Origin of the sequence: Xanthomonas sp. 3075 (genome assembly GCF_014197275.1) — a bacterium.
Lineage (GTDB): Bacteria > Pseudomonadota > Gammaproteobacteria > Xanthomonadales > Xanthomonadaceae > Xanthomonas > Xanthomonas campestris_B.
In genome coordinates, this window is record NZ_JACIFI010000003.1 from 218,457 (window position 1) to 244,163 (window position 25,707).

The 25,707-nt window shown below is 62.8% G+C and carries 20 protein-coding genes, 1 tRNA gene and 1 other RNA gene; 18 read left to right on the forward strand and 4 right to left on the reverse strand.

All coding sequences use genetic code 11. The annotated features are described in order from the left end of the window. Positions 1 to 3: 3 nt before the first annotated feature. From nuoL to pnp, 11 genes are all read left to right on the forward strand, one after another. Complete coding sequence (nuoL, locus tag GGR62_RS04630) at positions 4 to 2,193, forward strand: NADH-quinone oxidoreductase subunit L (protein ID WP_184406794.1); 2,190 nt, start codon at positions 4 to 6, stop codon at positions 2,191 to 2,193. 20 nt (positions 2,194 to 2,213) lie between these two features. Next, the gene (locus GGR62_RS04635) at positions 2,214 to 3,716 is read left to right on the forward strand and encodes an NADH-quinone oxidoreductase subunit M (protein WP_184406795.1); all 1,503 of its coding nucleotides are present in this window, start codon (positions 2,214 to 2,216) and stop codon (positions 3,714 to 3,716) included. A gap of 36 nt (positions 3,717 to 3,752) precedes the next feature. Then, positions 3,753 to 5,213, forward strand: coding sequence for an NADH-quinone oxidoreductase subunit NuoN (gene nuoN / locus GGR62_RS04640; RefSeq protein ID WP_184406796.1), 1,461 nt, complete (start codon positions 3,753 to 3,755; stop codon positions 5,211 to 5,213). A 193-nt stretch (positions 5,214 to 5,406) separates the two neighbouring features. After that, positions 5,407 to 5,483 (forward strand) — tRNA-Met (locus tag GGR62_RS04645). Positions 5,484 to 5,693: 210 nt separating this feature from the next. Beyond that, on the forward strand, positions 5,694 to 6,284 hold the full coding sequence (gene rimP, locus GGR62_RS04650; RefSeq protein WP_184406797.1) for a ribosome maturation factor RimP: 591 nt from the start codon (positions 5,694 to 5,696) through the stop codon (positions 6,282 to 6,284). A 4-nt stretch (positions 6,285 to 6,288) separates the two neighbouring features. Continuing rightward, entirely contained in the window at positions 6,289 to 7,800 is a 1,512-nt protein-coding gene (gene nusA / locus GGR62_RS04655) for a transcription termination factor NusA (protein WP_184406798.1), read from the forward strand. 95 nt (positions 7,801 to 7,895) lie between these two features. Next, the gene (infB, locus tag GGR62_RS04660) at positions 7,896 to 10,598 is read left to right on the forward strand and encodes a translation initiation factor IF-2 (protein ID WP_184406799.1); all 2,703 of its coding nucleotides are present in this window, start codon (positions 7,896 to 7,898) and stop codon (positions 10,596 to 10,598) included. Positions 10,599 to 10,739: 141 nt separating this feature from the next. Continuing rightward, complete coding sequence (gene rbfA / locus GGR62_RS04665) at positions 10,740 to 11,132, forward strand: 30S ribosome-binding factor RbfA (RefSeq protein ID WP_005914265.1); 393 nt, start codon at positions 10,740 to 10,742, stop codon at positions 11,130 to 11,132. 80 nt (positions 11,133 to 11,212) lie between these two features. Beyond that, positions 11,213 to 12,139, forward strand: coding sequence for a tRNA pseudouridine(55) synthase TruB (gene truB, locus GGR62_RS04670; protein WP_184406800.1), 927 nt, complete (start codon positions 11,213 to 11,215; stop codon positions 12,137 to 12,139). Between the two features lie 157 nt (positions 12,140 to 12,296). Next, a complete protein-coding gene (rpsO, locus tag GGR62_RS04675; RefSeq protein WP_184406801.1) occupies positions 12,297 to 12,557 on the forward strand; it encodes a 30S ribosomal protein S15 in 261 nt (86 codons plus the stop codon). Between the two features lie 169 nt (positions 12,558 to 12,726). Beyond that, positions 12,727 to 14,841, forward strand: a complete 2,115-nt coding sequence (pnp, locus tag GGR62_RS04680; RefSeq protein ID WP_184406802.1) for a polyribonucleotide nucleotidyltransferase — start codon at positions 12,727 to 12,729, stop codon at positions 14,839 to 14,841. A gap of 353 nt (positions 14,842 to 15,194) precedes the next feature. Here pnp and GGR62_RS04685 read toward each other — a convergent pair whose 3' ends face one another. From GGR62_RS04685 to GGR62_RS04695, 3 genes are all read right to left on the reverse strand, one after another. Further along, positions 15,195 to 16,250 (reverse strand): DUF2272 domain-containing protein, encoded by a 1,056-nt coding sequence (locus tag GGR62_RS04685; RefSeq protein ID WP_184406803.1) that lies wholly within the window; start codon positions 16,248 to 16,250, stop codon positions 15,195 to 15,197. A gap of 62 nt (positions 16,251 to 16,312) precedes the next feature. After that, positions 16,313 to 17,197, reverse strand: coding sequence for a carboxylating nicotinate-nucleotide diphosphorylase (nadC, locus tag GGR62_RS04690; protein WP_184406804.1), 885 nt, complete (start codon positions 17,195 to 17,197; stop codon positions 16,313 to 16,315). After that, a complete protein-coding gene (locus GGR62_RS04695; protein WP_184406805.1) occupies positions 17,194 to 17,463 on the reverse strand; it encodes a Trm112 family protein in 270 nt (89 codons plus the stop codon). Before GGR62_RS04695 ends, nadC begins: the two co-directional genes overlap by 4 nt. A 59-nt stretch (positions 17,464 to 17,522) precedes the next feature. On the opposite strand from GGR62_RS04695, the gene purE reads away from it, so the two are divergent. Together purE and GGR62_RS04705 are read left to right on the forward strand one after the other, a co-directional pair. Then, positions 17,523 to 18,026: a 5-(carboxyamino)imidazole ribonucleotide mutase gene (gene purE / locus GGR62_RS04700; RefSeq protein WP_184406806.1), complete on the forward strand. Its 504-nt coding sequence runs from the start codon at positions 17,523 to 17,525 to the stop codon at positions 18,024 to 18,026. Further along, on the forward strand, positions 18,023 to 19,183 hold the full coding sequence (locus tag GGR62_RS04705) for a 5-(carboxyamino)imidazole ribonucleotide synthase (RefSeq protein WP_184406807.1): 1,161 nt from the start codon (positions 18,023 to 18,025) through the stop codon (positions 19,181 to 19,183). The genes purE and GGR62_RS04705 overlap by 4 nt, the downstream gene beginning before the upstream one ends. A gap of 118 nt (positions 19,184 to 19,301) precedes the next feature. Here the strand turns inward: GGR62_RS04705 and GGR62_RS04710 are convergent, their stop codons facing one another. Then, on the reverse strand, positions 19,302 to 19,880 hold the full coding sequence (locus GGR62_RS04710) for a Fe-Mn family superoxide dismutase (RefSeq protein WP_184406808.1): 579 nt from the start codon (positions 19,878 to 19,880) through the stop codon (positions 19,302 to 19,304). Between the two features lie 121 nt (positions 19,881 to 20,001). On the opposite strand from GGR62_RS04710, the gene grxD reads away from it, so the two are divergent. The 5 genes from grxD to GGR62_RS04735 all read left to right on the forward strand — a co-directional run bounded on the left by grxD (position 20,002) and on the right by GGR62_RS04735 (position 25,675). Next, positions 20,002 to 20,322 carry a Grx4 family monothiol glutaredoxin gene (gene grxD, locus GGR62_RS04715; protein WP_184406809.1) on the forward strand — a complete coding sequence of 107 codons (321 nt, stop codon included), beginning with the start codon at positions 20,002 to 20,004 and terminating at the stop codon, positions 20,320 to 20,322. Then, positions 20,319 to 21,062, forward strand: a complete 744-nt coding sequence (locus tag GGR62_RS04720; protein ID WP_184406810.1) for an SDR family NAD(P)-dependent oxidoreductase — start codon at positions 20,319 to 20,321, stop codon at positions 21,060 to 21,062. The genes grxD and GGR62_RS04720 overlap by 4 nt, the downstream gene beginning before the upstream one ends. Further along, the gene (locus GGR62_RS04725) at positions 21,059 to 21,658 is read left to right on the forward strand and encodes a YhgN family NAAT transporter (protein ID WP_184406811.1); all 600 of its coding nucleotides are present in this window, start codon (positions 21,059 to 21,061) and stop codon (positions 21,656 to 21,658) included. Before GGR62_RS04720 ends, GGR62_RS04725 begins: the two co-directional genes overlap by 4 nt. A 60-nt stretch (positions 21,659 to 21,718) precedes the next feature. Next, a non-coding RNA gene (locus tag GGR62_RS04730) (sX9 sRNA) lies at positions 21,719 to 21,794 on the forward strand. A 656-nt stretch (positions 21,795 to 22,450) separates the two neighbouring features. Continuing rightward, on the forward strand, positions 22,451 to 25,675 hold the full coding sequence (locus GGR62_RS04735; protein WP_184406812.1) for a TonB-dependent receptor: 3,225 nt from the start codon (positions 22,451 to 22,453) through the stop codon (positions 25,673 to 25,675). The last annotated feature ends 32 nt before the right edge of the window (positions 25,676 to 25,707 follow it).

Here is a 25,707-nt window from a genome sequence, read left to right on the forward strand (position 1 = left end):
TAGATGGAAATCACTCTCTCCAAGAGTCTGTTGATTGCAGTGGTGCTCGCACCGCTGGTCGGCAGCATCATCGCCGGCCTGTTCGGTCGTCAGGTGGGGCGCAAGGGCGCGCAGTACGTCACCATCCTCGGTGTGGCGGTCAGCTGCGTACTGTCGTGCCTGACCCTGTATCAATTGGTGGAGCAGGGCGCCAGCCCGTTCAACCAGAACCTGTACACCTTCTTCGACGTCGGTAATTACTCCGCGCATGTCGGCTTCATGGTCGATCGCCTGACTGCGATGATGATGGTGGTGGTGACCTTCGTCTCGCTGCTGGTGCACATCTACACCATCGGCTACATGGAAGAGGACCCGGGTTACCAGCGCTTCTTCAGCTACATCTCGTTGTTCACCTTCTCCATGCTCACGCTGGTGATGAGCAACAACTTCCTGCAGCTGTTCTTCGGCTGGGAAGCGGTAGGCCTGGTCTCGTACCTGCTGATCGGTTTCTGGTTCAAGCGCCCGACCGCGGTGTTCGCCAACATGAAGGCGTTCCTGGTCAATCGCGTCGGCGACTTCGGCTTCATCCTCGGCATCGCCGGCGTGTTGCTGTGGTTCGGCTCGCTGGATTACTCCACCGTGTTTGCCAACGCGACCACCATGGCCGGTGCCAAGGTGCAGCTGTTTGCTGGCCACGAGTGGAGCGTGATGACGCTGATCTGCATCTGCCTGTTCATCGGTGCGATGGGCAAGTCGGCGCAGGTGCCGTTGCACGTGTGGCTGCCGGACTCGATGGAAGGACCGACCCCGATCTCGGCGTTGATCCACGCCGCAACGATGGTCACCGCCGGCATCTTCATGGTGGCGCGCATGTCGCCGCTGTTCGAATTGTCGGAAACGGCGCTGAACTTCATCCTGTTCATCGGTGCGACCACGGCCTTCTTCACCGGCCTGATCGGCATCGTGCAGAACGACATCAAGCGCGTGGTTGCGTATTCGACGCTGTCGCAGCTCGGCTACATGACGGTAGCGCTGGGCGTGTCCGCTTACTCGGCGGCGGTGTTCCACCTGATGACGCACGCCTTCTTCAAGGCGCTGCTGTTCCTGGCGGCCGGCTCGGTCATCATCGGCATGCACCACGAGCAGGACATGCGCAAGATGGGCGGCCTGCGCAAGTACATGAAGGTGACCTACTGGACCAGCGTGATCGGTACGCTGGCGCTGGTCGGCACGCCGTTCTTCTCGGGTTTCTACTCCAAGGACACCATCATCGAAGCCGCTGCGCACCACGCGCACGAATCGCATAGCTGGATCGCGACCTACGGTTACTGGTCCGTGCTCGGTGGTGTGCTGGTCACCAGTTTCTACAGCTTCCGTCTGCTGTTTTTGACTTTCCACGGCAAGGAGCGCTTCCGCGATGCCCACGCGCACGGTGCGCATGCCCATCACGACAGCGCGCATACCGATGCCGAAGCACAGGTGCATGCGCACGATGCACATGCGCATGACGCACATGCGCATGACGCGCACGGCCACGATGACCACGGCCACGATGACCACGGCCATGGGCACCACGGAGCGCATGAGCCGCACGAGTCCAAGTGGGTGGTGACGTTGCCGTTGATCCTGCTGGCGATCCCGTCGGTGGCGATCGGCTTCTTCACCATCGGCCCGATGTTGTTCGGCACCGATTGGCAGGGCCACCACGCCGCGCACGCGATGAAGGGTCAGGCGGTGTCGTTCTTCACCGGCATTGTCGACTTCTACGATCCGGCGCGCGACACCGTCGGCGCGCTCGCCGAAGAGTTCCATGGCCCGGTGGCGTTCGCGCTGCACGGCATGCTGGCTGCACCGTTCTTCCTGACCGTCGCTGGCCTGCTGCTGGCCGCGCTGTTCTACCTGTGGAAGCCGGAGCTGGCCACCAAGTCGCGCAAGGCGTTCGCGCCGCTCGTATGGCTGCTGGAAAACAAGTACGGCTTCGACAAGCTCTGGATCAATGGCTTCGCCGGTGGCGGCGTTGCTCTTGGCAAGGCGTCACGTGCCATCGATACCCATGTAGTCGACGGTGTCGTCGTCAATGGTTCTGCCCGACTGATCGACCTGGCTGCAAATCTGCTGCGTCGCACGCAATCCGGTTTCCTCTATCACTACGCCTTCGCAATGATCATCGGTTTGATCGCCTTGTTGGCGGTACTGATGCATTTCTGGCGTTGACCTGTACGGAATAAGAAAACGTGTCGAACTGGCCTTTACTGTCTATCTTGATCTGGCTGCCGATTATCGGTGGCGCCTTGATCCTTGCGTTGCGCAACGCCGAAACTGCCCGATGGGCATCGCTGGCGGTTGCGGTGGCGACCTTTGTGCTGAGTCTGCCGCTGCTGGGCTACGACACGGCCAATGACGCCATGCAGTTCATCGAACTGCATGCCTGGATCCCGGCCTACAACATCGGCTACAACCTGGGCGTGGATGGCATCGCGGTCGCGTTGATCGTGCTGACCACGTTGGTGACGGTGCTGGCGCTGATCGGCGCCTGGCGCTCGATCGACAAGCGCGTCAATCAGTACGTCGCCGCGTTCCTGATTCTGGAAGGCGTCACCGTCGGTATCTTCGCTGCCACCGACGCGATGCTGTTCTATGTCTTCTTCGAAGCCATGCTGATCCCGATGTTCCTGATCATCGGTGTCTGGGGCGGTCCGCGGCGTATCTACGCGGCGATGAAGTTCTTCCTCTACACCTTCCTCGGCTCGGTGCTGATGCTGGTGGGTCTGGTCTACCTATATCTGAAGGGCGGCAGCTTCCAGCTTGCCGACCTGTATGCGCTGCAGCTGACCGCCAAGGAGCAGACCTGGATCTTCTTCGCGTTCCTGATCGCCTTTGCGGTCAAGGTGCCGATGTTTCCGGTGCACACCTGGTTGCCGGATGCCCACGTCGAGGCGCCGACCGCCGGTTCGGTGATCCTGGCGGCGATCGCACTGAAGATCGGTGGTTACGGCTTCCTGCGCTTCAACCTGCCGATCGTTCCCGATGCAAGCCATGAGTTTGCGTGGTTGGTCATCGCGCTGTCGTTGATCGCAGTGATCTACGTCGGTCTGGTGGCCCTGGTGCAGGACGACATGAAGAAGCTGGTGGCGTATTCGTCCATCGCGCACATGGGCTTCGTCACCCTCGGCACCTTCATCGCCTTCACCCTGGTGCGCGAGTACGGCAGCACCGACGCCGCCCGTCTCGGCCTGCAGGGTGCGATGGTGCAGATGATCTCGCACGGCTTCGTGTCCGGCGCGATGTTCTCCTGCATCGGCGTGCTGTACGACCGCATGCATACCCGCCGCATCGCCGATTACGGCGGCGTGGTCAACGTGATGCCGTGGTTCGCAACCTTCGCCATGCTGTTCTTCATGGCCAATGCCGGCTTGCCGGGCACCAGCGGCTTCGTTGGCGAGTTCATGGTGATCCTGGCCAGCTTCCAGAAGCACCCGCTGATTGCCTTCGCTGCGGCCACCACACTGGTGATCACTGCGGCCTATACCTTGTGGCTCTACAAGCGCGTGTTTTTCGGCGAAGTGGCCAACGCACACGTGGCCGAGCTGAAGGACATCAATGGCCGTGAGGCGTTCGTGCTGGGGGTGTTCGCCGCTGGCGTGCTGGCCCTGGGCCTGTATCCGAAGCCGCTGACCGATCTGATGGAACCATCGATCGCCAAGCTGGCTACCCAGATTGCCGCGACCAAGCTGTAACAGCTTGCCGTACGTTTTGATTTTCAGGATTTGATGATGACCACGCCAACGCTCGCGCCGTTGACCACCGCTGACCTGGCTCCGCTCGCTCCGGAGCTGGTGCTGATCGGCGGCGCCTTTGCCCTGCTGATGCTCGACCTGTTCGTCAGCCAGCGGCACAAGGTCTGGACCCACCTGTTTTCCGTCGCGGTGCTCGCCGTGGTGTTGGCGCTATTGGCCACCGGCACGGGCGGGCAGGGCGAAGCGTTCCATGGCATGTTCGTACGCGATACGGCTGCGGATGTGATGAAGACCGTGATCGTGTTCGTCAGTGGCCTGAGCCTGGTCTACGGCTGGAGCTACCTGCGCGAGCGCAATCTCTATCAGGGCGAAATCCCGGTGCTGGTGTTGTTCGCCACCGCCGGCATGATGCTGCTGGCGTCGGCGGGCAGCCTGTTGATGGTCTACCTGGGTCTGGAATTGCTTGCGCTGTGCTCCTACGCGCTGGTTGCCTCCAATCGCGACAACGGCCTGGCGACCGAAGCGGCGATGAAGTATTTCGTGCTGGGCTCGCTGGCGTCGGGTCTGCTGCTGTATGGCATGTCGCTGGTCTATGGCGCTACCGGTACGCTCAGCCTGAGCGGCATCCATGACGCGATCGACGGCTCCAAGGAGCGCACGCTGCTACTGACCGGCACCATCTTCATGATCGCTGGCGTGGCCTTCAAGCTGGGTGCCGCACCGTTCCATATGTGGTTGCCCGACGTCTACCAGGGCGCGCCCGCGCCGATCGCGTTGTTCATCAGTTCGGCCCCCAAGCTGGCGGCTTTCGGGATGGCGTATCGCCTGCTGGAAGTGGGCCTGGGGCCGTTGTCGCCTCAGTGGCATCTGCTGATTGGCGGCCTGTCGGCATTGTCGCTGGTGATCGGCAACCTGATGGCCATCGCGCAGAGCAATCTCAAGCGCATGCTGGCGTACTCGACCGTCTCACATATCGGCTTTTTGCTGATGGGTGTTGCCGGTGGCGGTGAAGAGGGCTACAGCGCTGCAATGTTCTACGCAGTGAGCTACACCATCATGTCGACCGCCGCGTTCGGCGCCATCATCGCGTTGTCGCGCAATGGCTTTGAAGCCGAGAACATCGACGACTTCAAAGGACTCAACGCGCGCAATCCATGGATGGCCGGCCTGGTGCTGTGCATCATGGCCTCGCTGGCCGGTATTCCGCCGTTCCTCGGGTTCTGGACCAAGCTGGCGGTGTTGGGCGCTGCAGTGAAGGGCGACATGCTGTGGCTTGCGATCGTTGGTGTGCTTTGCGCGGTAATCGGCGCTTACTACTATCTGCGCGTCATCAAGGTCATGTACTTCGATGAGCCGGTCGGCGAGCCGTTGCCGGCCAACAACGACCGCGTGCTGGGCATCGTGCTCAGTGTCAACGCGCTGGCCTTGCTGGCCCTGGGCGTGAGCTGGAGTCCGATCATGGTGTGGTGCCAGCGCGCATTTGCAGGTCTCGCGTAACGCCTGTCTGCGCCAGGCTGCAGGCAGACATGCGCGCGTGTTGCCTGGCCCTGAAATAAAGTTGTGATTGATGTTTCGTTTTTGTTGCAATGCGGTTATCATTCGCCGCGACGTTGAGACCCACCAGGGTTTCAACAGATGGAAAACTGGGGCTTGCAATTTTCTCCCGAGTTCTTCATAATTCCGCTTCTGCTGCGGGGTGGAGCAGTCTGGCAGCTCGTCGGGCTCATAACCCGAAGGTCGCAGGTTCAAATCCTGCCCCCGCTACCAAGTTTTGAAGTGCTGCGTTAATGCAATGCCTTAGGGCAGTACTTCAGCTTCTTGGATCGCAAAGACGCATGTTCCCGTCTTTGCGCCGACCCTGAGAGGTCGGGCTTTTTTTACGCAAGGGGCCCATCGGGCCCCTTGTTTTTTCCGGAACCGGAAAGTTTGCTGCCGGTTGCCGGGGTTCTACTGGCAATCATCTGATCAGGGCAGTCTGTGAGCGAAAAAGCGACCGAAATCGCGAATCTGCTGAGTCCAACGGTTGAGTCCCTGGGCTTGGAACTGCTGGGTGTGGAATATCTTCCCGCTCCAGGTGGCGCCACGTTGCGCCTGTATATCGATGTGCCGTTGGCCGAACAGCCCGAGCGTGTGATCAACGTCGATGACTGCGAGCGCGTGAGCCGTGAAGTGTCGGCCCAGCTCGACGTCGAAGACCCCATCACCGGCAACTACACGCTTGAGGTGTCCTCGCCGGGTGTGGATCGTCCGTTGTTCACGCTGGAGCAGTTCGCCCGTCATGCCGGCGAGTCCGCCAAGATCGTGTTGAAGCTGGCGCAGGATGGTCGGCGCCGCTTCCAGGGCAAGATCGTGCGGATCGAGTCCGAGGCCGACGCGGTGGTGTTCGCCATCGACGGCAAGGACGTACAGATCGGCTTCGACAACATCGACAAGGCGCGCATCCTGCCGGATTGGGTCGCTTTGGGCCTGGCCCCGCAAAAACCGAATAAGCCCGGCCCGAAAAAACCCGGGCACGAGAAGAAGAAACCATCCAACGAGTCGGCGGCTGGCAAGCCGCGCGCGGAGTGACTAAATGAGCAAGGAACTTTTGCTGGTAGTGGATGCGGTGGCCAACGAAAAGGGCGTGCCGCGCGAAGTGATCTTCGATGCGATCGAGGCCGCGTTGGCTTCCGCAGCGAAGAAGCGCTATCCCGACCAGGACGTGCTGACGCGCGTGACCATCGACCACAAGGACGGCAACTACGAAACCTTCCGTCGTTGGGAAGTGGTGGCCGACGATGTGGTGATGGAGTCGCCGGATCGCCAGGTGCGTCTGATGGATGCCATCGACGAAGCCGACGGCGTGGATGTGGGCGACTACATCGAAGAACAGATCGAAAACCCGGATTTCGGCCGTATCGCCGCGCAGGCCGCCAAGCAGGTGATCGTGCAGCGTGTGCGCGAAGCCGAGCGCCAGCAGGTGGTCGATGCCTGGAAGGACCGCGTGGGCGAGCTGATCACCGGTGTGGTCAAGCGTGCCGAGCGCGGCAATATCTTTGTCGATCTGGGCGGCAATGCCGAAGCCTTCATTCCGAAGGACAAGGGCATTCCGCGCGATGTACTGCGTCCGGGCGACCGCGTGCGCGGCTACCTGGCCGAAGTGCGTTCGGAACCACGCGGCCCGCAGCTGTTCATCAGCCGCGCCGCGCCGGAATTCATGATCGAGCTGTTCAAGCTCGAAGTGCCGGAAGTGGGTCAGGGCCTGGTCGAGATCAAGGCCTGCGCACGCGATCCGGGCGACCGCGCCAAGATCGCCGTGATCGCGCACGACACCCGCACCGATCCGATCGGTGCCTGCATCGGCATGCGCGGTTCGCGCGTGCAGGCGGTGTCCAACGAGCTCAATGGCGAGCGCGTGGACATCGTGTTGTGGAACGAGAACCCGGCCAACTTCGTGATCAATGCGATGGCGCCGGCCGAAGTGCAGTCGATCATCGTCGATGAAGACAAGCACTCGATGGATCTGGCCGTGGCGGAAGATCGCCTGGCCCAGGCGATCGGCAAGGGCGGCCAGAACGTGCGTCTGGCCAGCCGCCTGACCGGTTGGCAGCTCAACGTGATGACCGCCGACCAGGTGGCCGCCAAGTCCGAAGCCGAGCAGACCTCCGCGCGCCAGTTGTTCATGGACCGCCTGGAAGTGGACGAAGAAATCGCCGCGATCCTGGTGACCGAGGGCTTCAATACGGTCGAGGAAATCGCCTACGTGCCGGTCGGCGAGTTGCTGGCGGTGGAAGGCTTCGACGAAGACATCGTCGAAGAGTTGCGCGCCCGTGCCCGCGATGCGTTGCTCAACGCCGCGCTGGCAGAAGAAGAAGGCCTGGAAGGAACTCAGCCCACCGAGGACCTGCTGGCGCTGGAGGGGATGGACGAGGAAACGGCCTTTGCTCTGGCCGAGCACGGCGTGCGCACCAGCGAGGACTTGTCCGACCTGGCAGCGGACGAGATCGTCGACTTCGGCATCGAGGGTTTGACCCAGGAGCGCGCCGCGGCGCTGATCCTGGCGGCCCGCGCCGAGGAGATCGCCCGTTTGGAGCGCGGCGAATGAGCCGGCAATGAACCGCGCCCTGACCCCATCAGGGCTTAGAATCAGCGTTTCCCTTGCTCTGGGCGAGGGGGCGCCAACCAGATCATAGGATCCGAATGTCGCAGCAAACCACCATCCGCAAGCTTGCCGAACTGGTCAATACGCCGGTCGATAAACTGCTGGTTCAACTGGCCGAGGCCGGAATGAAGTTCAGCGGTCCCGACCAGGTCGTGACCAGCACCGAGAAGATGAAACTGCTTGGCTTCCTGCGTCGCACGCACGGCAAGGCCGAGGCGCCTGCCGAAGCGGCGAGCGAAGCAGCCAAGAAGATCACGCTGAATCGGCGCAAGCTGCAGGAAGTGACGGTCAACGCCGGCCGCACCAAGACCACGGTCAACGTCGAGGTGCGGCAGAAGCGCACCTACGTGAAGTCCGAAAATGAAGGCAGCGGCCGTGCCGCGCCGATGACGCCGGACGAAGAGCGCGCCGACATCCTGGCCAAGCTCGCCGCCTCGCGTCAGCGCAATCTCGACGAGCAGCAGGCGCTGGCCGAAAGCGATCGTGTGCGCGACGAAGCGATTCAGCGCAAGCGTGACGAAGAGCAGGCCGCCAAAGACCGTGCAGAAGCCGAGCGCAAGGCTGCCGAGGAAGCCGCTGCGGCTGCCAGTGCGCCGGCCCCGGTTGCTGCTGCGCCGTCGGCACCTGCCGCGCGTGCCCCGTCTTCGCCGTCTTCGGCACCGCGTCCGGCCCGTCCGGCTGGTGCATCGCCGGCGTCGCGCCCGGCCACGCCGGCACGCCCGGACGATCGCAACAATGCCGCCAAGCACAAGACGCGCGGTTCGCACGTCATGGTGGCTGGCGTCGAAGACGACGATGCGACCAAGCGCTTTGCCGGGCAGCTGCATCTGTCCGCGGCCGATCGCGCGCGCCGTTCCAATGTGCGCAGCAAGCCGACCGGTCGTCCGGGTTCGTCGTCCTCGCGCCGTGGCAACGACAGCGGGCGTGGTGGCAATCAGGGCAATAGCGGCCCGCACGGGTTCGAGCGTCCGACCGCACCGGTGGTGCGTGAAGTGGCGATCGGCGAAACCATCACCGTGGCCGACCTGGCGCAGAAGCTCGCGCTGAAGGGCGGCGATGTGGTCAAGGCGCTGTTCAAGATGGGCGTCATGGCGACCATCACCCAGAGCATCGATCACGATACCGCTGCCCTGGTGACCGAAGAACTCGGCCACAAGGCGGTGCGTGCCGACAATGCCGACTTCGAAGACGCGCTGTTGGCGCATGCCGAAGATGCGCAGGGCGATGCCACGACGCGTCCGCCGGTGGTCACCATCATGGGTCACGTCGATCACGGCAAGACCTCGCTGCTGGATTACATCCGTCGCACCAAGATCGCCTCTGGCGAAGCCGGCGGCATCACCCAGCACATCGGTGCGTACCACGTCGAAACCGGCCGTGGCGTCATCAGCTTCCTGGATACGCCCGGCCATGCCGCGTTTACCTCGATGCGTGCGCGCGGGGCCAAGATCACCGACATCGTGGTGCTGGTCGTTGCCGCCGATGACGGCGTGATGCCGCAGACCAAGGAAGCGGTGGCGCATGCCAAGGCGGCAGGCGTTCCGTTGATCGTGGCGGTCAACAAGATCGACAAGGCCGGCGCGGATCCGCTGCGGGTCAAGAACGAATTGCTGGCCGAAAACGTGGTGGCCGAAGACTTCGGTGGCGATACCCAGTTCATCGAAGTGTCGGCCAAGGTCGGTACCGGTGTGGACACGCTGCTGGACGCGATTTCGCTGCAGGCCGAAGTGCTGGAACTCAAGGCAGTGGCCGATGGCCGCGCCAGCGGGACCGTGATCGAATCGTCGCTGGACAAGGGCCGCGGCCCGGTCGCGACGGTGCTGGTGCAGCAGGGCGCGCTGAAGCGTGGCGACTACCTGGTGTGCGGCATTCAGTACGGCCGCGTGCGTGCGCTGTTCGACGAAACCGGCCACCAGCCGGCCTCGGCGGGTCCGTCGATTCCGGTGCAGGTGCTCGGCCTGTCCGGCGTGCCGGAAGCCGGCGACGACTTCGTGGTCGTCGACGACGAGCGTCTGGCCAAGGACGTGGCACAGCAGCGCGAAACCAAGCGCCGCGAGTCGCGTCTGGTCGCCTCGGCAACCAACCGCATGGAAGACATCCTGGCCCAGATGGGCAAGGGCGAAGGTCAGCAGGTGTTGAACCTGGTGATCAAGGCCGACGTGCAGGGTTCGGTGGAAGCACTCAAGCAGTCGCTGGTGGCGTTGTCCAACGACGACATCCGCATCAACGTGATCCACTCCGGCGTGGGTGGCATCACCGAATCCGATGCGAATTCGGCAGCGGCCTCCAAGGCGACGGTGATCGGCTTCAACGTGCGTGCGGATGCCTCGGCACGCAAGATCGTCGAGTCCAACGGCATCGATCTGCGTTACTTCTCGATCATCTATGACGTGATCGACCAGGTGAAGCAGGTGGCGTCCGGTCTGCTCGGCGTGGAAATCCGCGAAGAGATCATCGGCATCGCGCAGGTGCGCGACGTGTTCCGCAGCTCCAAGTTCGGTGCGGTTGCCGGCTGCATGATCATCGAAGGCGTGGTCAAGCGCAGCAAGCCGATCCGCGTGCTCCGCGACAGCGTCGTGGTGTTCGAGGGCGAGCTGGAATCGCTGCGTCGCTTCAAGGAAAACGTCGAGGAAGTGCGCAACGGTACCGAGTGCGGTATCGGCGTGAAGGCCTACAACGACGTCAAGCCCGGCGACCAGATCGAGTGCTTCGAGCGTATCGAAGTCGCGCGTACGCTGTAACGGCTGCCGGGGCCTGCGGGCCCCGGATTCCGTCAAGCACGGTTTCAAGGCAAGTTTTGCAAGGCGAGGGCGGCATGGCCGCCCGCGTCCGTTTTTGGCTTCGGTGCCAACTGGCCCTCCGAATCAACCAGGTCCACGACCATGCCAACCAAATCATTCCATCGCACCGACCGCGTGTCGGCACAGGTGCGTCGCGACCTCGGCACGATCGTGCACGCGGCCGTGCGCGACCACGGCTTGCCGTCGGTCAGCGTGTCCGATGTCGAAATCAGCCGCGACCTGGCGCATGCCAAGGTGTTCGTCACCGCGCTGCAGCAGGAGCGTTCGGCTGAAGCGGTCAAGGGGCTCAAGGAAATCGCTGGTCAGCTGCGTACGCAGTTGGCGCGCGCGATGAAGCTGCGTCATGTGCCGGAGCTGCATTTCCATTACGACGATTCGGTCGATCGCGGCGAGCGCATCGATAACTTGCTGCGTGACCTGGACGACGTCGGCCCGGAGGCCACCTCCAGCGACGAAGACGCCGAGCAGCGCTGAGCGCTGTCCGGCCGCCGCCGTTTCAGGCGCGGCACTGACTCCCACGGGCGCGCAGGTCGCCCGATTCGAGCACCGATCCTTTGAAACCCCGCATCGTCTATCGCCCGCTGCACGGCATCCTGTTGCTGGATAAACCGGCTGGGCTCAGTTCCAATAATGCATTGCAGGCTGCGCGCCGGTTATTGCGTGCGGAAAAGGGCGGCCACACCGGCAGCCTGGATCCGCTGGCGACCGGCTTGCTGCCGCTATGCCTGGGCGAGGCCACCAAGATTGCCGGCCTGCTGCTCGGCTCGGCCAAGGCGTATGACGCCGAGATCGTGTTGGGCATCACCACCGATACCGACGATGCCGATGGTGAGCCATTGCGCGAACGTACGGTGCCCGGGCTGAGAGACGATGGCTTGCGCGCGGCGCTGGCGCCGTTCGTCGGTCGGATCGCGCAGCAGGCGCCGATCTACTCCGCACTCAAGCAGGGCGGCGAGCCGCTGTATGCCAAGGCGCGCCGTGGCGAGGTGATCGATGCGCCGGTGCGCGAGGTCGACGTGCATGCGATCGAACTGATCGGCTACGACGCGCCGCGTCTGCAACTGCGCGTGACCTGCGGCTCGGGCACCTACATCCGCAGCCTGGCGCGCGATCTTGGTGAAGTGCTGGGCTGCGGTGCGCATATCGCGTCGCTGCGTCGCCTGTGGGTCGAGCCGTTTCGCACTCCGCAGATGATGACGCTGGAGGCGCTATCTGCAGCGTTGGAAGCCGGTACCGATGCACAGGAATTGCTGTTGCCGATCCAGGCCGGCCTGGTCGATTTTGCGCGGATCGTGCTCGACCAGGCCCATGCGACGCGGTTCCGAATGGGCCAGCGCCTGCGTGATGCCGCATTTCCGGCCGGCCAGGTGGCGGTGTTCGGACCCGACGGAATCCCCTCAGGCCTAGGCCTGGTGGACGCCGAGGGGCGTTTGTCGCCGCAGCGGCTGTTCAATGGACTGAACGACCTTTCGGCTTGTTAAGGTTTGGTCAACTTGTTCCCGTAGTCGCACGACGTTACAATTTCGCGGCCCCGATCGGGGCACCTTCAGCGCCAAGCGCGCTCATTCCTAGCAAACGGCGAGTCCGACGGTGCGTCATGCACGTTCCTGTCGACCACGCATCTATCGAGTACACATCATGTCCGTCGACACCCAGAAAGTTATTGAAGACAACAAGCGCAGCGCCCAGGACACCGGTTCGCCGGAAGTGCAGGTCGCTCTGCTGACCGCGCGCATCGAGCTGCTGACCGGTCACTTCAAGACCCACAAGAAGGATCACCACAGCCGTCGTGGTCTGCTGCAGATGGTCAACCGTCGTCGCAGCCTGCTCGACTACCTGAAGAAGAAGGACAACGCGCGTTACAAGTCGTTGATCGAGAAGCTCGGCCTGCGCCGCTAATCGAGTCCTACCGCCGCGGCGCAGCGATGCGCCGCGGTTTCGTTTTGGTCATTGGCACTCCGTTGTTTGCAGCATGTAGTTCATGGGCCGGAGCCTCCCGGCCACCCGTTCTCGGCATGGGTCGACGACGGTCCAACGAAGACAGCAACACCTAAGGGAAAAAACCTCCGTGGCAAAAATCACCAAAACCTTCCAGTACGGCAAGCACACCGTCACCCTGGAGACGGGCGAAGTCGCTCGCCAGGCGAGCGGCGCGGTCATCGTCAAGATGGACGACACCGTACTGCTGGTCACCGCCGTCGCCGCAAAGACCGCGCGCGAAGGGCAGGACTTCTTCCCCCTGACCGTTGATTATCAGGAGAAGTTCTATGCCGGCGGCCGCATCCCGGGCGGCTTCTTCAAGCGCGAAGGACGTGCGACCGAGAAGGAAACGCTGATCTCGCGCCTGATCGATCGTCCGATCCGTCCGCTGTTCCCGGAGGACTACAAGAACGAAGTACAGATCATCGCGACCGTGATGTCGATGAACCCGGACATCGACGGCGATATCGCCGCGCTGATCGGCGCATCGGCCGCACTGTCGCTGGCCGGCACCCCCTTCAATGGCCCGATCGGCGCCGCCAAGGTGGGCTACAAGAACGGCGAATACATTCTCAACCCGACCATCGCCGAGCTGAAGGATTCGCAGCTGGAGCTGGTGGTCGCCGGTACCGCGAACGCGGTGCTGATGGTGGAGTCGGAAGCGGCGCTGCTGTCCGAAGAAGTGATGCTGGGCGCGGTCACCTTCGGTCACCGCGAACTGCAGAAGGTCATCAACGCGATCAACGAGCTGACCGTCGAAGCCGGCACCAAGCCCAGCACCTGGGTTGCGCCTGCCAAGAACACCGCGCTGATCAACGCGCTGAAGGAAGCGGTCGGCACGCAGCTGGCTGGTGCCTTCCAGGTGCGCGACAAGCTGCAGCGTCGCGACGCCATCTCGGCGATCAAGAAGGACGTGATGGAATCGCTGGCCGGCCGTGTCGCCTCCGAGGGCTGGAGCACCGCTGAGCTGTCGAAGGAATTCGGCGAGCTGGAATACCACACCATGCGCGACTCGGTCCTGGAGACCAAGGTGCGTATCGACGGCCGTGCACTGGATACCGTGCGTCCGATCGCGGTGCAGGCCGGCGTGCTGCCGCGTACCCACGGCTCGGCGCTGTTCACCCGCGGCGAGACGCAGGCGATCGTGGTCACCACGCTGGGCACCGCCCGCGATGGCCAGGTGATCGATGCGGTCAGCGGCGAGTACAAGGAAAACTTCCTGTTCCATTACAACTTCCCTCCGTATTCGGTGGGCGAGTGCGGCCGTTTCGGTGCGCCGAAGCGTCGTGAGATCGGCCACGGCCGTCTGGCCAAGCGCGGCGTGCTCGCGGTGATGCCGAGCCTGGAAGAATTCCCGTACACCATCCGCGTGGTCTCGGAAATCACCGAGTCCAACGGTTCCTCGTCGATGGCATCGGTCTGCGGCAGCTCGCTGGCGCTGATGGACGCCGGTGTGCCGATCAAGGCGCCGGTGGCGGGTATCGCCATGGGCCTGGTGAAGGAAGACGACCGCTTCGTGGTGCTGTCCGACATCCTGGGTGACGAAGATCACCTGGGCGACATGGACTTCAAGGTGGCCGGTACTGCCGAAGGCGTGTCCGCGCTGCAGATGGACATCAAGATCGAAGGCATCACCGAAGAGATCATGAAGCAGGCATTGCAGCAGGCCAAGGCCGGCCGTCTGCACATCCTTGGCGAGATGGCGCATGCACTGACCACCCCGCGTCTGGAACTGAGCGATTACGCGCCGCGCTTGCTGACCATCAAGATCCACCCGGACAAGATCCGCGAAGTGATCGGCAAGGGTGGTTCGACCATCCAGGCCATCACCAAGGAAACCGGTACGCAGATCGACATCCAGGATGACGGCACGATCATCATTGCCTCGGTCAACGCGATTGCCGCGCAAGCTGCCAAGTCGCGCATCGAGCAGATTACCTCGGACGTGGAGCCGGGCCGCATCTACGAAGGCAAGGTCGCCAAGATCATGGACTTCGGCGCGTTCGTCACCATCCTGCCCGGCAAGGACGGCCTGGTGCACGTCTCGCAGATTTCCAGCGAGCGCGTGGAGAAGGTCGGCGACAAGTTGAAGGAAGGCGATCTGGTCCGCGTCAAGGTGCTGGAAGTGGACAAGCAGGGCCGCATCCGTCTGTCGATCAAGGCAGTGGAAGAAGGCGAGGGCGTGCCGGCTTCGGCCGAGTAATCGCCACTGTCTGAGCATGACGAAAAAGCGGGCTTCGGCCCGCTTTTTCGTATGTGCTCGGTAATGACATGGGCTTTGACCCTTCTCCCCCCCCCCCGGAAGAAAGGCTTTCAACAGATTCCCTTCTCCCGCGAGCGGGAGAAGGTGGCGCGCAGCGCCGGATGAGGGTGTGGCGAAGCCTCGTGCAGTTTGAAACAAGGCGAAGGCCTCACCACTCACCATGAACCCTCACCTCGCCCCCGCTTCGCGCCAAAGTCAGCGTTCGTGGCGCGGGAGCTTTCCAAGGCCCGCGCGCCAGTGGTGCGCGAGCTGCGCCTTTGTCGCCCCAGGGGAGAGCAGGGCCTTGACCCCCGTCACCCAGGCTGCTGGGTCGGCGCTGGCTGCGTCTGCGGACGCGGCGGCACAACGCGCGGGAAACCGGGCGGCATCGTTTGGTCTGCGGGCGAGGTGACTGGCGCGGCGGGCAACGGTTCAACCGGCGGCGGCGCCGTCATCGCTGCATCCGGCCGCAGCTTCAACAGCGCAGCCCAATCGCGCCGATTGAAATCGCACAGTTCTTCGTGCGCTGGCGTGCATTCGCTGGCGATGCCCAGGCCGTCTTCGCTCTGATCCTGGCTGCCGGCGGACTGCGGCGTCGGCAGCACCACGCGGCCGGCACGGTCCAGCGGCATCTTGCGCATCATTACCGTGTTGAACACATTGCCGCCGATCAAATACAAGGTGCGATCGCCACCGACGTTGGCCGCCACCACCACGTCGCAATGCGATTGCCATGGCATCGGGGCGCTACCGCCAAGTCCGGCCTTGAGCCCGGCATAGCCGAGCGCGGCGCTGCGCCCGCGCAGCAGGCACAACAGATCGCCGGGAGCAGGTTTTTCCACCGCCGGATCGGTGAACTGATACGGGCCGCTGGCGCCGTCGTTATACGCGCTCTTTATGTAATCCAGGTGGCGTGCCGAGCGATGAAAACCGCTCAACCTCGCTTGCGTCATCACCCATGAAATGAAGGCGGCCGACCACGGGTTGTCGATCAGGAAGGCGCGGCAATCACTGGCGGTGTAACGCGTGCCATCGAGCGCGGCGCAACTGGATGCCCCCGCACTGCCGCCCATCGATGCCAGCGTGCCACTGTCGCGCCAATAACCCGCGACGCGTTGCCAGGCCACCACGCCGTGGTCGGCAAGATAGCTGGACTCGGCTTCGGTCACGCCAAGACTGGCCAGACGACCTTTGGCATCGATAAACGGGCGTTGCCACAACCTGTGTTCGTTACAGGCACTGCGCACGATGGCGATTGCTGCAGGACTGGTGCCGAATCGCGGCGGCATATCGCACACTTCCGCAGCTGCCGCGTTGCCGCCCCATGCTGCCAGTAACAGGCAGACCCACGGCCAAGGTTTTCCAGTCATCGCAGATCCTGTACAGAACAATATCAACAGGCTGACAGAGCTGCGTGTGGGCACGCGTGAAGTCAGCGTGGCGGCGGGCCGAGTTTGAGCGACAGGTCGATGGCTTGCACGTGCTTGGTCAGACCGCCGATGGATATGCAATCCACCCCATCGGCGGCAATCGCAGCGATGCCGGCAAGGTCCACGCTGCCGGAGACTTCCAGTGGAATGCGTCGTTCGCGCGGCAAGGCGGCAGCGAGGCGGACCGCTTCGCGACGCATCGCCGGGTCGAAGTCGTCGATGAGGATGCGCGTGCAGCCGACCTGCAAGGCCTCGCGCAGTTGCTCCAGTGTTTCCACTTCGACCACCAGCGGCAGCTGCGGTTGCTGCGCACGTGCAGCGTGCACGGCAGCGCTCAGCGAGCCGGCGGCGCGGATATGGTTTTCCTTGAGCATCACCGTATCGAACAGCCCGATGCGGTGATTGTCGCCACCGCCACAACGCACCGCGTATTTCTGTGCAGCGCGCAGACCCGGCAGCGTCTTGCGCGTATCCAGGATGCGCGTGCCGGTACCGGCGACTGCCGCAACGTAGGCGGCCGTCGCGGTGGCCGTAGCCGAAAGCGTCTGCATGAAATTGAGCGAAGTGCGTTCGGCGCTGACAAGGCTACGACTGCGACCATGCAGCAGCGCCAACACCGTGCCGGCGCCGACGTGCTGGCCTTCATGCACCTGCCAGTCGATGCGCACCTGTGGGTCGAGCGCGCGATGCGTGGCGTCGAACCAGGGCCGCCCGGCAATCACCGCATCCTGTTTGCACAGCAGATAGGCGCTGTCGGCCTGATCGGGCAGCAGCGCCGCAGTCACATCGCCGGTGCCGATGTCCTCGGCCAGTGCGCGTGCCACGTCGGCATCCACCAGCGCGGCCGGGGGCGCCTGCGGCACGGTCGTACGCACAGAGGAATTCACTTCTCGGGGAAGTCGGCAATCTGCGCAGCAGCGATGGCCTCTTCGGCCAGCAGCACCGGAATGCCATCGTCGACGCGGAAGATCTGCTTGCGGTCGCGGGTGATCAGCGCCTCACGCAGCGGCTGTGCCTGCACGGTGCCGTCGGCACGCTGCAGATTTCCGCCGGCGATGGCGGTGTTCAGTGCTTCCAGGCCTTTGCCGTCGAGCAGCGAGAGCGGCTGGCGGGTGTCGGGCGAGCATAGGAGGTCGAGCAATTTGCGATCCATCGAAGTCTTTGTCTTGCGTGGAAGATGGCTAGAATACGTCTTTACCGCAGGGCAGGGCCATGACCTCCAACCACTCCCCGCCGCTGGTCGGCATCGTGATGGGCTCCCGTTCGGATTGGGAGACCATGCAACACGCAGCTCAGAAGCTCGATGCGCTGGGCGTGCCTTACGAAGTCAAGGTGGTCTCGGCGCATCGCACGCCGGACGTGCTCTTCACCTATGCCGAGCAGGCTGGCGAGCGCGGCCTGCGCGCGATCATCGCCGGCGCTGGCGGTGCGGCGCACCTGCCGGGCATGCTCGCTGCCAAGACCGCAGTGCCCGTTCTCGGCGTGCCGGTGCAGTCCAAGGCGCTCAACGGCATGGATTCGTTGCTGTCGATCGTGCAGATGCCGGCCGGCATTCCGGTGGCCACGTTTGCGATCGGCAATGCCGGTGCGGCCAATGCTGCCTTGTTCGCCGCAGCGATGCTGGCGTCCGAGCAGGCGCAGATCGGTCAGGCGCTGGCGCAGTTCCGCGCCAAGCAGACCGACGATGTGATGGCCAGCGACGACCCGCGCCAATGAGCACGGTCGGGATTCTGGGCGGTGGTCAGTTGGCGCGCATGTTGGCTCTGGCCGGCGCGCCGTTGGGCTTGCGTTTTGCAGTGTTCGATCCGGCGGAGGATGCCTGCGCAGGGCAGGTCGCGTCATTGCAGGTCGGCGCATTCGACGATGCCGCTGCGCTGGCTGCCTTCGCAGCGCATGTGGAGGTGATCACCTTCGATTTCGAGAACGTGCCGGCCGCCAGCGCGCAACAGCTCGCTGCGCAAGTGCCGGTGTTTCCCAGTGCCGCCGCCCTGGCGGTGGCGCAGGACCGGCTCAGCGAAAAAACCCTGTTCCGCGAGCTCGGTATTCCGGTGCCCGAGTTTGCAGCGATCGACGACCGTGCCGGGCTGGATGCCGCATTGGCGCGTATCGGCACCCCCTGCGTGCTCAAGACGCGTCGCTTCGGTTACGACGGCAAGGGCCAGTTCCGCATCAAGACGCTGGCCGATGCCGATGCCGCCTGGGATGCGCTCGGCGCGCAGGCGGCCAAGGTCGGTTTGATCGTGGAGGCCTTTGTGCCGTTCCAGCGCGAGGTCAGCGTGGTGGCGGTGCGCGGCCGCGATGGCGCGTTCCGCACCTGGCCGTTGACCGAGAACTGGCATGTGGATGGCGTGCTGTCGGCCAGCCTTGCGCCGGCCAGCGTGGATGCCGATGTGCAGGCCGCCGCGCAGGCGCATGCGCGCGCGATCGCAGAGCGGTTGGACTATGTCGGCGTATTCGCGCTTGAACTGTTCGTGCGCGACGGCCAATTGCTCGCCAACGAGATGGCGCCGCGCGTGCACAACTCCGGCCATTGGACCATCGAAGGCGCCGAGACCTCGCAGTTCGAAAACCATGTGCGTGCCGTACTCGGTTTGCCGCTCGGTAGCACCGCCATGCGCGGCCATGCCTGCATGCTCAACTGGTTAGGCGCGATGCCGGACGCTGCCGCATTTCTGGCGGTGCCTGGCGGGCATTGGCACGACTATGGCAAGCAATCGCGCGATGGACGCAAGGTGGGGCACGCAACGCTGCGTGCCGACACCCCGCAGGCGCTTGCGCGTGCACTGGCGGATGCCGGAAATGCGTTGCAGCGCGATGCGCAGGTTGGGCCGGTGGTCGCGCGCTTGGGTGAATGCACTCTGCAGGTGCGGTGATGCATCGACGCAGGACCGTCGCAATGGCTTGTCAGGCGGTGGTGTCGTCCTCTTGAACGTCGTCGGGGCCACCCGGCGATGATCGATGGACGCATCGATAGCCCGAGCGGTGACGTGGCTAGCCGAGCTGGCTGGCTACGAACTCCCAGTTGATCAGCTTCCAGAACGCCTCCAGGTACTGCGCACGATCCTGTCGATAATCCAGGTAATACGCGTGCTCCCAGATGTCGCAGGCGAGCAGCGGCGTATCCGGCCCGGTGCGCGGGGTGGAGGCATTTGGCGTGGCGACGATGGCCAGTGTGCGGTCCGGGCGCTGCACCAGCCACACCCAGCCCGAGCCGAAGGTGCCTAGCGCGACGCGGTTGAATTCCTGCTTGAAATGCGCGAAATCGCCGAACGATTTGGCGATGCTGTCGGCCAGCCGGCCCAGCGGTTCGCCGCCGCCGCGCGGACGCAGACACTGCCAATAGAAATTGTGGTTCCACACCTGCGCGGCAAGATGAAACAACGTGCCTTGCGCCTGCGCGATGATCTCTTCCAGCATCAGTTCGGCAAACTCGCTGCCTTCGATGCGCGCGTTGAGCTGTTCGACCTCGCTGCGATGAATGACGCCGTAGTGCGCTTCCAGCGTCGCGGACGACAGGTGTGGCTCCAGAGCGGCGCGGGAGTAGGGCAGTGCAAGATGTTCGATCGGCATGATGTCAGTGGCAGCGAAGGGAGTGCGGCGACAGGCCGTGCTGAAGGCTTACAATGCGCGCCTTTGCGGAAGTTTATCCGACCCGGCGGTCGGGCCTGCCGCTCCCAGTCAGGAGAGTCCAATGCCGGTGATGGAACGGATCCAGGCCGAAGTCGAACAACACCCGATCGTGCTGTTCATGAAAGGCACCCCGCAGTTCCCGATGTGTGAATTTTCCAGTCGCGCCGTACAGGCGCTGGTCGCTGCCGGTGCCGACCAGCTGCGCACGATCAACGTGCTGGAAGAAGCCGAAGTGCGCGCGAATCTGCCGCGCTATTCCAACTGGCCGACCTTCCCGCAGTTATTCATTCATGGCGAGCTGATCGGCGGTTGCGACATCACGCTGGAACTGTTTGAAGCCGGCGAGCTCAAGCGCATTGTCAGCGAGGCGTACCAGCCGTGAGTTCGGCGCAGGCTCAGCCCGATGCGGCTGTACTGGCCGGGCGGGTGGTGCTGGTCACGGGCGCCGCTGGCGGACTGGGCGCTGCTGCAGCGCAGGCATGTGCTGCTGCCGGCGCCACCGTGGTGCTGCTCGGTCGGAAGGTGCGTCCGCTGGAGCGGGTCTACGATGCGGTCGCCATCTCCGGGCCGGAACCGTTGCTGTATCCGCTGGATCTGGCCGGCGCCACGCCGGACGATTACGGCGCGCTCGCGCAACGGCTGCAATCCGAACTTGGTGGCTTGCACGGGCTGCTGCATTGCGCAGCCGATTTTGCCGGTTTGACGCCGGCCGAGCTTGCAGCCCCCGCAGATTTCGCGCGCAACCTGCATGTCAACCTTACCGCACGTGCGTGGCTCACCCAGGCCTGCCTGCCGCTGCTGCGCCAGCAGCGTGATGCGGCTGTGGTATTGGTCGTCGACGATCCGGCACGCGTCGGCCAGGCGTACTGGGGCGCCTACGGTGCAGCTCAGCATGCGCAGCGCGGCCTGCTCTCCAGCCTGCATCACGAGACTGCCGCCGGCCCGGTGCGCATCAGCGGGCTACAGCCCGGCCCGATGCGCACCGCGCTGCGCGCACGTGCCTTTACCCATCAGGAAGACAGCGACGCGGTCGACCCTGCACGCTATGCGCCTGCCTGCGTCACGTTGTTGTCCATGGCGGGTGCAGCGCAGCGCGGTGCGATCTGGAGCCCTTCGGTATGACCATTCTGTCGGCGGCGTTGCTGCTGTTCCTGATTCTGGACCCGCTGGGCAACATCCCGGTCTTCCTCAGCGTGCTCAAGCCGCTGCCGCCCAGGCGCCAGCGCTTCGTGCTCGCGCGCGAACTGTTGATCGCCTTGTTCGTGCTGATGGCATTTTTGTGGGGCGGCAAGTACGCGCTGGAGTTGATGCATCTGCGCCAGGAGTCGGTGGCGATCGCCGGCGGCATCGTGCTGTTCCTGATCGGCATCCGCATGATCTTCCCGCGCCCGGAAGGCCTGATGGGCGAGATCCCGGACGGCGAGCCCTTCATCGTGCCGCTGGCGATCCCGCTGGTGGCCGGCCCGTCCGGCATGGCGGCGGTGATGCTGATGGGCAGCAACGAACCCACGCGGCTATGGGACTGGAGCCTGGCACTGATGATCGCCTGGATCGGTGCATCCACGATCCTGGCCTCGGCCCCGTTGCTGTACAAGCTGCTCGGCCATCGCGCATTGACCGCGATCGAGCGCCTGATGGGCATGTTGCTGGTGGCCATTTCGGTGCAGATGTTTCTGGATGGGTTGGGGACTTATTTCAAGTTGCCAGTGTCGATTTAGAGCGGCTAGCAAACCTGCTGCGCCGCCGTCAGGCGGGTGTGGACGGTGCTCGGAATCCCCGTGTACCACGCGTCCACTCCGGTTCCTCCGCGCCGTGCACACCAACCTGACGACCGCTCGCTACGGTTTGTTAGCCGATCTTGAGGTCCGCGCTGGGGTGGGGCCGGTCCTGCACAAGGCAGGTGGCTGCTGAGGTGGGCCGAGCGCCAGGCTGGCTCCGACCATTTCCATGGCAGAGAGCGGTTTTCCATAGCCAACGCTGCGTTGCTTGATCCGGCCGCCGTTGCAGGGGACTGGATTGCGCAAGCTGCTGATGGGGCCGCTGCCGATACGGCGGCGATTCGGATCAGGCAGGATGTGGCGTTCTGGTAGCAGCACGGGTGCATGCGTTGGGGCTGCGCAAATCGGCTGATGGATTGCGCAGGGCGCATGTTCACGAAGCACGGAGCGACCGGCGAGGTCATCGAATCGATGACGGCTACTTTTCCTTACGAATCTGTAGTTTTAACAGCCAAATCCCGACTCCGCATAAGCGCGATATGTGTCTCGCTTTGCTTGCGACTTTGCGCAATGTGGCGCTTGCGCCGCCCCAGAAGATGTTCATGTTGCACTGCACGCGTTTTGTCACGCGGCCGTCACAATCAGGCCTTAGCGTGTTAATCTGTTGTTAACCGTTGCGGCAGCAACCAGTCGCGCGGCAAGGGACCCCAGATGATCGGCAGCCCACCCCCGGGAACGGTTGGGCTGACTGCGCCTTTTTGTCACTGCCCAACCTGTATCGAGGCTACCGAAATGACCCACCCCCGTTGTCTCCGCATGTCCAAGCTGACGCTTGGCCTTGTTGCCGCACTTGCTGCTGCCCCGGTGTTCGCTCAGAGCACGTCTGCCGGCGTCGCCGGCATGGTTACCAGCAGCGCCGGTCAACCGGTGCCGAATGCCGAAGTGACGATCACCCACGTCGAATCGGGAACCGTCAGCCGCGCCACCACCGATGCCAGCGGACGCTACAACGCGCGCGGCCTGCGTGTGGGTGGTCCGTACACCATCACCATTGCGGCATCCGGCGCGGGCAACACCACCCGCGAAGGCATTTACCTGAACCTGGATAAGGTGAATCAGGTCGATGCGGCCCTTGGTGGCGATCTGGCGACGATGGGTACCGTGCAGGCGATCGCCGGCAACTACGGTTCGGCCATTTTCAGCGCCAACAAAATGGGTACCGGCACCAACGTGACCCGTGAAGAAATCGAGTCGCTGCCGTCGATCAACCGCAACCTGCAGGACTACGTGCGTCTGGATCCGCGCGTCGCGCAGACCGACAAGGCCCGCAACGAAATCTCCATCGCCGGCCAGAACCCGCGCTACAACGCGATCCGCGTCGACGGCATCAGCACCAATGATGCCTTCGGCCTGGAATCCAACAGCCTGCCGACCCCGCGCCAACCGTTCTCCATGGACGTCATCGATGAGATCTCGGTGGACGTGGCCAATTACGACGTGACGATCAGTGGCGGTACCGGTGGCGTGATCAACGCCGTCACCAAGTCCGGTACCAACGAATTTCATGGTTCGGTCTACGGCACATATCGTGAAAACGATTGGTCAGGTAAGAACCAGAACGACATCCGTCCACAGCTGTTCGATAACGAAGCGACTTATGGTCTGACCCTGGGCGGTCCGATCGTCAAGGATAAATTGTTCTTCTTCGCTAACTACGAAAAGTACAAGGGCAAGGGCGTGTTCACCGGCAACAGCGGTTACGGTCCGGCCGGTTCTGGTGCCAGCAATGAAGTCGGTATCACCCAGGCGCAGGTCGATCAGGTGATCGATATCTCGCGCAACGTCTACGGCTTCGATCCCGGTGCCTTGGCCTTGCCGGCACTGGATTCTGATTCGGAAGAGAAGGGCTTCAAGCTGGATTGGAACATCAGCGACAAACATCGCGGTTCGTTCCGCTATGGCAAGTCCGAGCAAAGTACGGCCAACCTCAATGGTTTCGGTAACAATCAGCTGGCGTTGAACTCGTACCATTATGTGCGCGACTTTGAACTCGAGACCTACACCGGCCAGTTGTTCAGCGACTGGACCGATACGTTCTCGACCGAAGCCAAGGTGTCTTATCGCGATTACTCGGCGGTTCGTACTGCGGCATCGCAGTTGCCAGCCATCGCTGTGCGTTTCGGCAACAACACGTTAAACCTCGGTACCGAAGCCAATACGCAGGCTAACGAGTTGCGCACCGAAACCTGGAACGCGTTCTTCGCCGGCACCCTGTTCTTGAATGACCACACGGTCAAGTTCGGCTTCGACTACGAAGACAACGACATTTACAACTTGTACGGGCCACGTGTCTTCGGCAGCTACACCTTCAATTCCGTTGCCAATTACCAGGCAAATTTGCCGAACGCATATCGTTATTCGTATTCGCCCACAGGGATTGACAATATCGCTGCGAAGTGGGGCATGCGCAATGTCGGCGTATTCCTGCAGGATTCCTGGGCAGTCAACAGCAACCTGACACTGAATTTCGGCCTGCGTTATGACGAGCCGATGGTAAAGAACTCGCCACAGTTCAACCAGGCTGCCTTTGGCGCGTTTGGCGTGCGTAACGATGAAACGATCGACGGCAATGGCCTGTGGCAGCCGCGCTTTGGTTTCAACTACACCTTCGATGCAGATCGTCCGACTCAGCTGCGTGGTGGTGTAGGCCTGTTCCAGGGTGCGGCTGCGTCGGTGTGGCTGTCCAACCCGTATTCCAATACCGGCCTTGCGTTCACCGACTACAACTTCAATAACGCGTCTAGCAGTGGCATCCGCTTTACGCCGGACATCAACAATCAGCCGCGCGGCGTATCGGGTCAAACGCAATCGGTCGACTTCGTCGATAAGGACCTTGGTCAGCCTTCGGTGTGGAAGGCCAACCTGGCATTCGATACCGAGTTGCCATGGTATGGCATTGTTGCCTCGATGGAGGGTGTCGTCACTAAGGTCAAGGAAGCGATCTATTACCAGCAGCTCAATCTTGGTACCGCAACCGAGGTTGGTCAGGATGGACGTAACATCTACTGGAACCCCAACGGTCTTAATCCGGCCAGCTGGAACTCTCTGGGTAGCGCATGTCTTCGCGAAACCGGTGTAGCAGTGGGTTCCTCCTGTGCGAACAGCGGCACGGATATTCGTGCGCGTCGAAACACCAATTTCAACGACGCCATCATCGCGCGTTCGACCGATAAGGGCGGCACACAGAGCTTCACCGTTGGTCTGAGCAAGCCGTTCAACGACAGTGACTGGTCGTGGAGCCTGGCCTACACCTACTCAAATGCGAAGGAAGTTAGCGGCCTGACCAGCTCCACCTCGGGTTCGCAGTTGCTCAATACTGCAACCTTCCAGGCAAATGAAGAAGTGAACGCAACCTCGGCTTACGAGATCAAGGACAGTTTCCTTGGTACGTTGCAGTGGAAGCATAATTTCTTCGGCGATTTTGCGACCAAGGTTGGGCTGGTTTATCAGGGTCGTAGCGGTCGTCCTTACAGCTACACCTTCGATAACGATGCCAATGGCGATGGTCGTTTCAATGACTTGCTCTACATCCCTGCAGCGCGCGGCGATGTGCTGTTCCGCAACGCGGCTGAAGAAAATGCGTTCTGGAACTACGTCAACAACGACCAGTACCTGTCCACGCATAAGGGCCAGGTTGCGGGCCGCAACGCCGTGCGCAACTCATGGGTCAACCAGTTCGATCTGCACATCGAGCAGGAGCTTCCTGGCTTCTTCGATGGCAACAAGGCGCAGATCTGGGTTGACGTGATGAACGTCGGTAACCTGCTCAACAAGAAGTGGGGTCGCGTTGACGAATATGCGTTCCCGGGCTTCAAGGGTGTGGCCGAATACGGCGGTATCGACCCGACCACCAAAAAATACGTTTACCGGTTTAATGAGCCAGATGCTGCGACCGTCTATGACGACAAGGGCATCTCCCGCTGGGCGCTGCAGCTGGGTTTCCGCTACCAGTTCTAAAGCTGGCTAGCGTGTCTAAGTTTGCGAAAACG

Bases quoted from the DNA above. Each gene is read 5' to 3' on its own strand.
- nuoL (WP_184406794.1), top strand. From the start codon at position 4: ATGGAAATCACTCTCTCCAAGAGTCTGTTGATTGCAGTGGTGCTCGCA.
- nuoN (WP_184406796.1), top strand. From the start codon at position 3,753: ATGACCACGCCAACGCTCGCGCCGTTGACCACCGCTGACCTGGCTCCG.
- nusA (WP_184406798.1), top strand. From the start codon at position 6,289: ATGAGCAAGGAACTTTTGCTGGTAGTGGATGCGGTGGCCAACGAAAAG.
- infB (WP_184406799.1), top strand. From the start codon at position 7,896: ATGTCGCAGCAAACCACCATCCGCAAGCTTGCCGAACTGGTCAATACG.
- rbfA (WP_005914265.1), top strand. From the start codon at position 10,740: ATGCCAACCAAATCATTCCATCGCACCGACCGCGTGTCGGCACAGGTG.
- rpsO (WP_184406801.1), top strand. From the start codon at position 12,297: ATGTCCGTCGACACCCAGAAAGTTATTGAAGACAACAAGCGCAGCGCC.
- GGR62_RS04685 (WP_184406803.1), bottom strand. From the start codon at position 16,250: ATGACTGGAAAACCTTGGCCGTGGGTCTGCCTGTTACTGGCAGCATGG.
- GGR62_RS04695 (WP_184406805.1), bottom strand. From the start codon at position 17,463: ATGGATCGCAAATTGCTCGACCTCCTATGCTCGCCCGACACCCGCCAG.
- purE (WP_184406806.1), top strand. From the start codon at position 17,523: ATGACCTCCAACCACTCCCCGCCGCTGGTCGGCATCGTGATGGGCTCC.
- GGR62_RS04705 (WP_184406807.1), top strand. From the start codon at position 18,023: ATGAGCACGGTCGGGATTCTGGGCGGTGGTCAGTTGGCGCGCATGTTG.
- GGR62_RS04710 (WP_184406808.1), bottom strand. From the start codon at position 19,880: ATGCCGATCGAACATCTTGCACTGCCCTACTCCCGCGCCGCTCTGGAG.
- grxD (WP_184406809.1), top strand. From the start codon at position 20,002: ATGCCGGTGATGGAACGGATCCAGGCCGAAGTCGAACAACACCCGATC.
- GGR62_RS04725 (WP_184406811.1), top strand. From the start codon at position 21,059: ATGACCATTCTGTCGGCGGCGTTGCTGCTGTTCCTGATTCTGGACCCG.
- GGR62_RS04735 (WP_184406812.1), top strand. From the start codon at position 22,451: ATGACCCACCCCCGTTGTCTCCGCATGTCCAAGCTGACGCTTGGCCTT.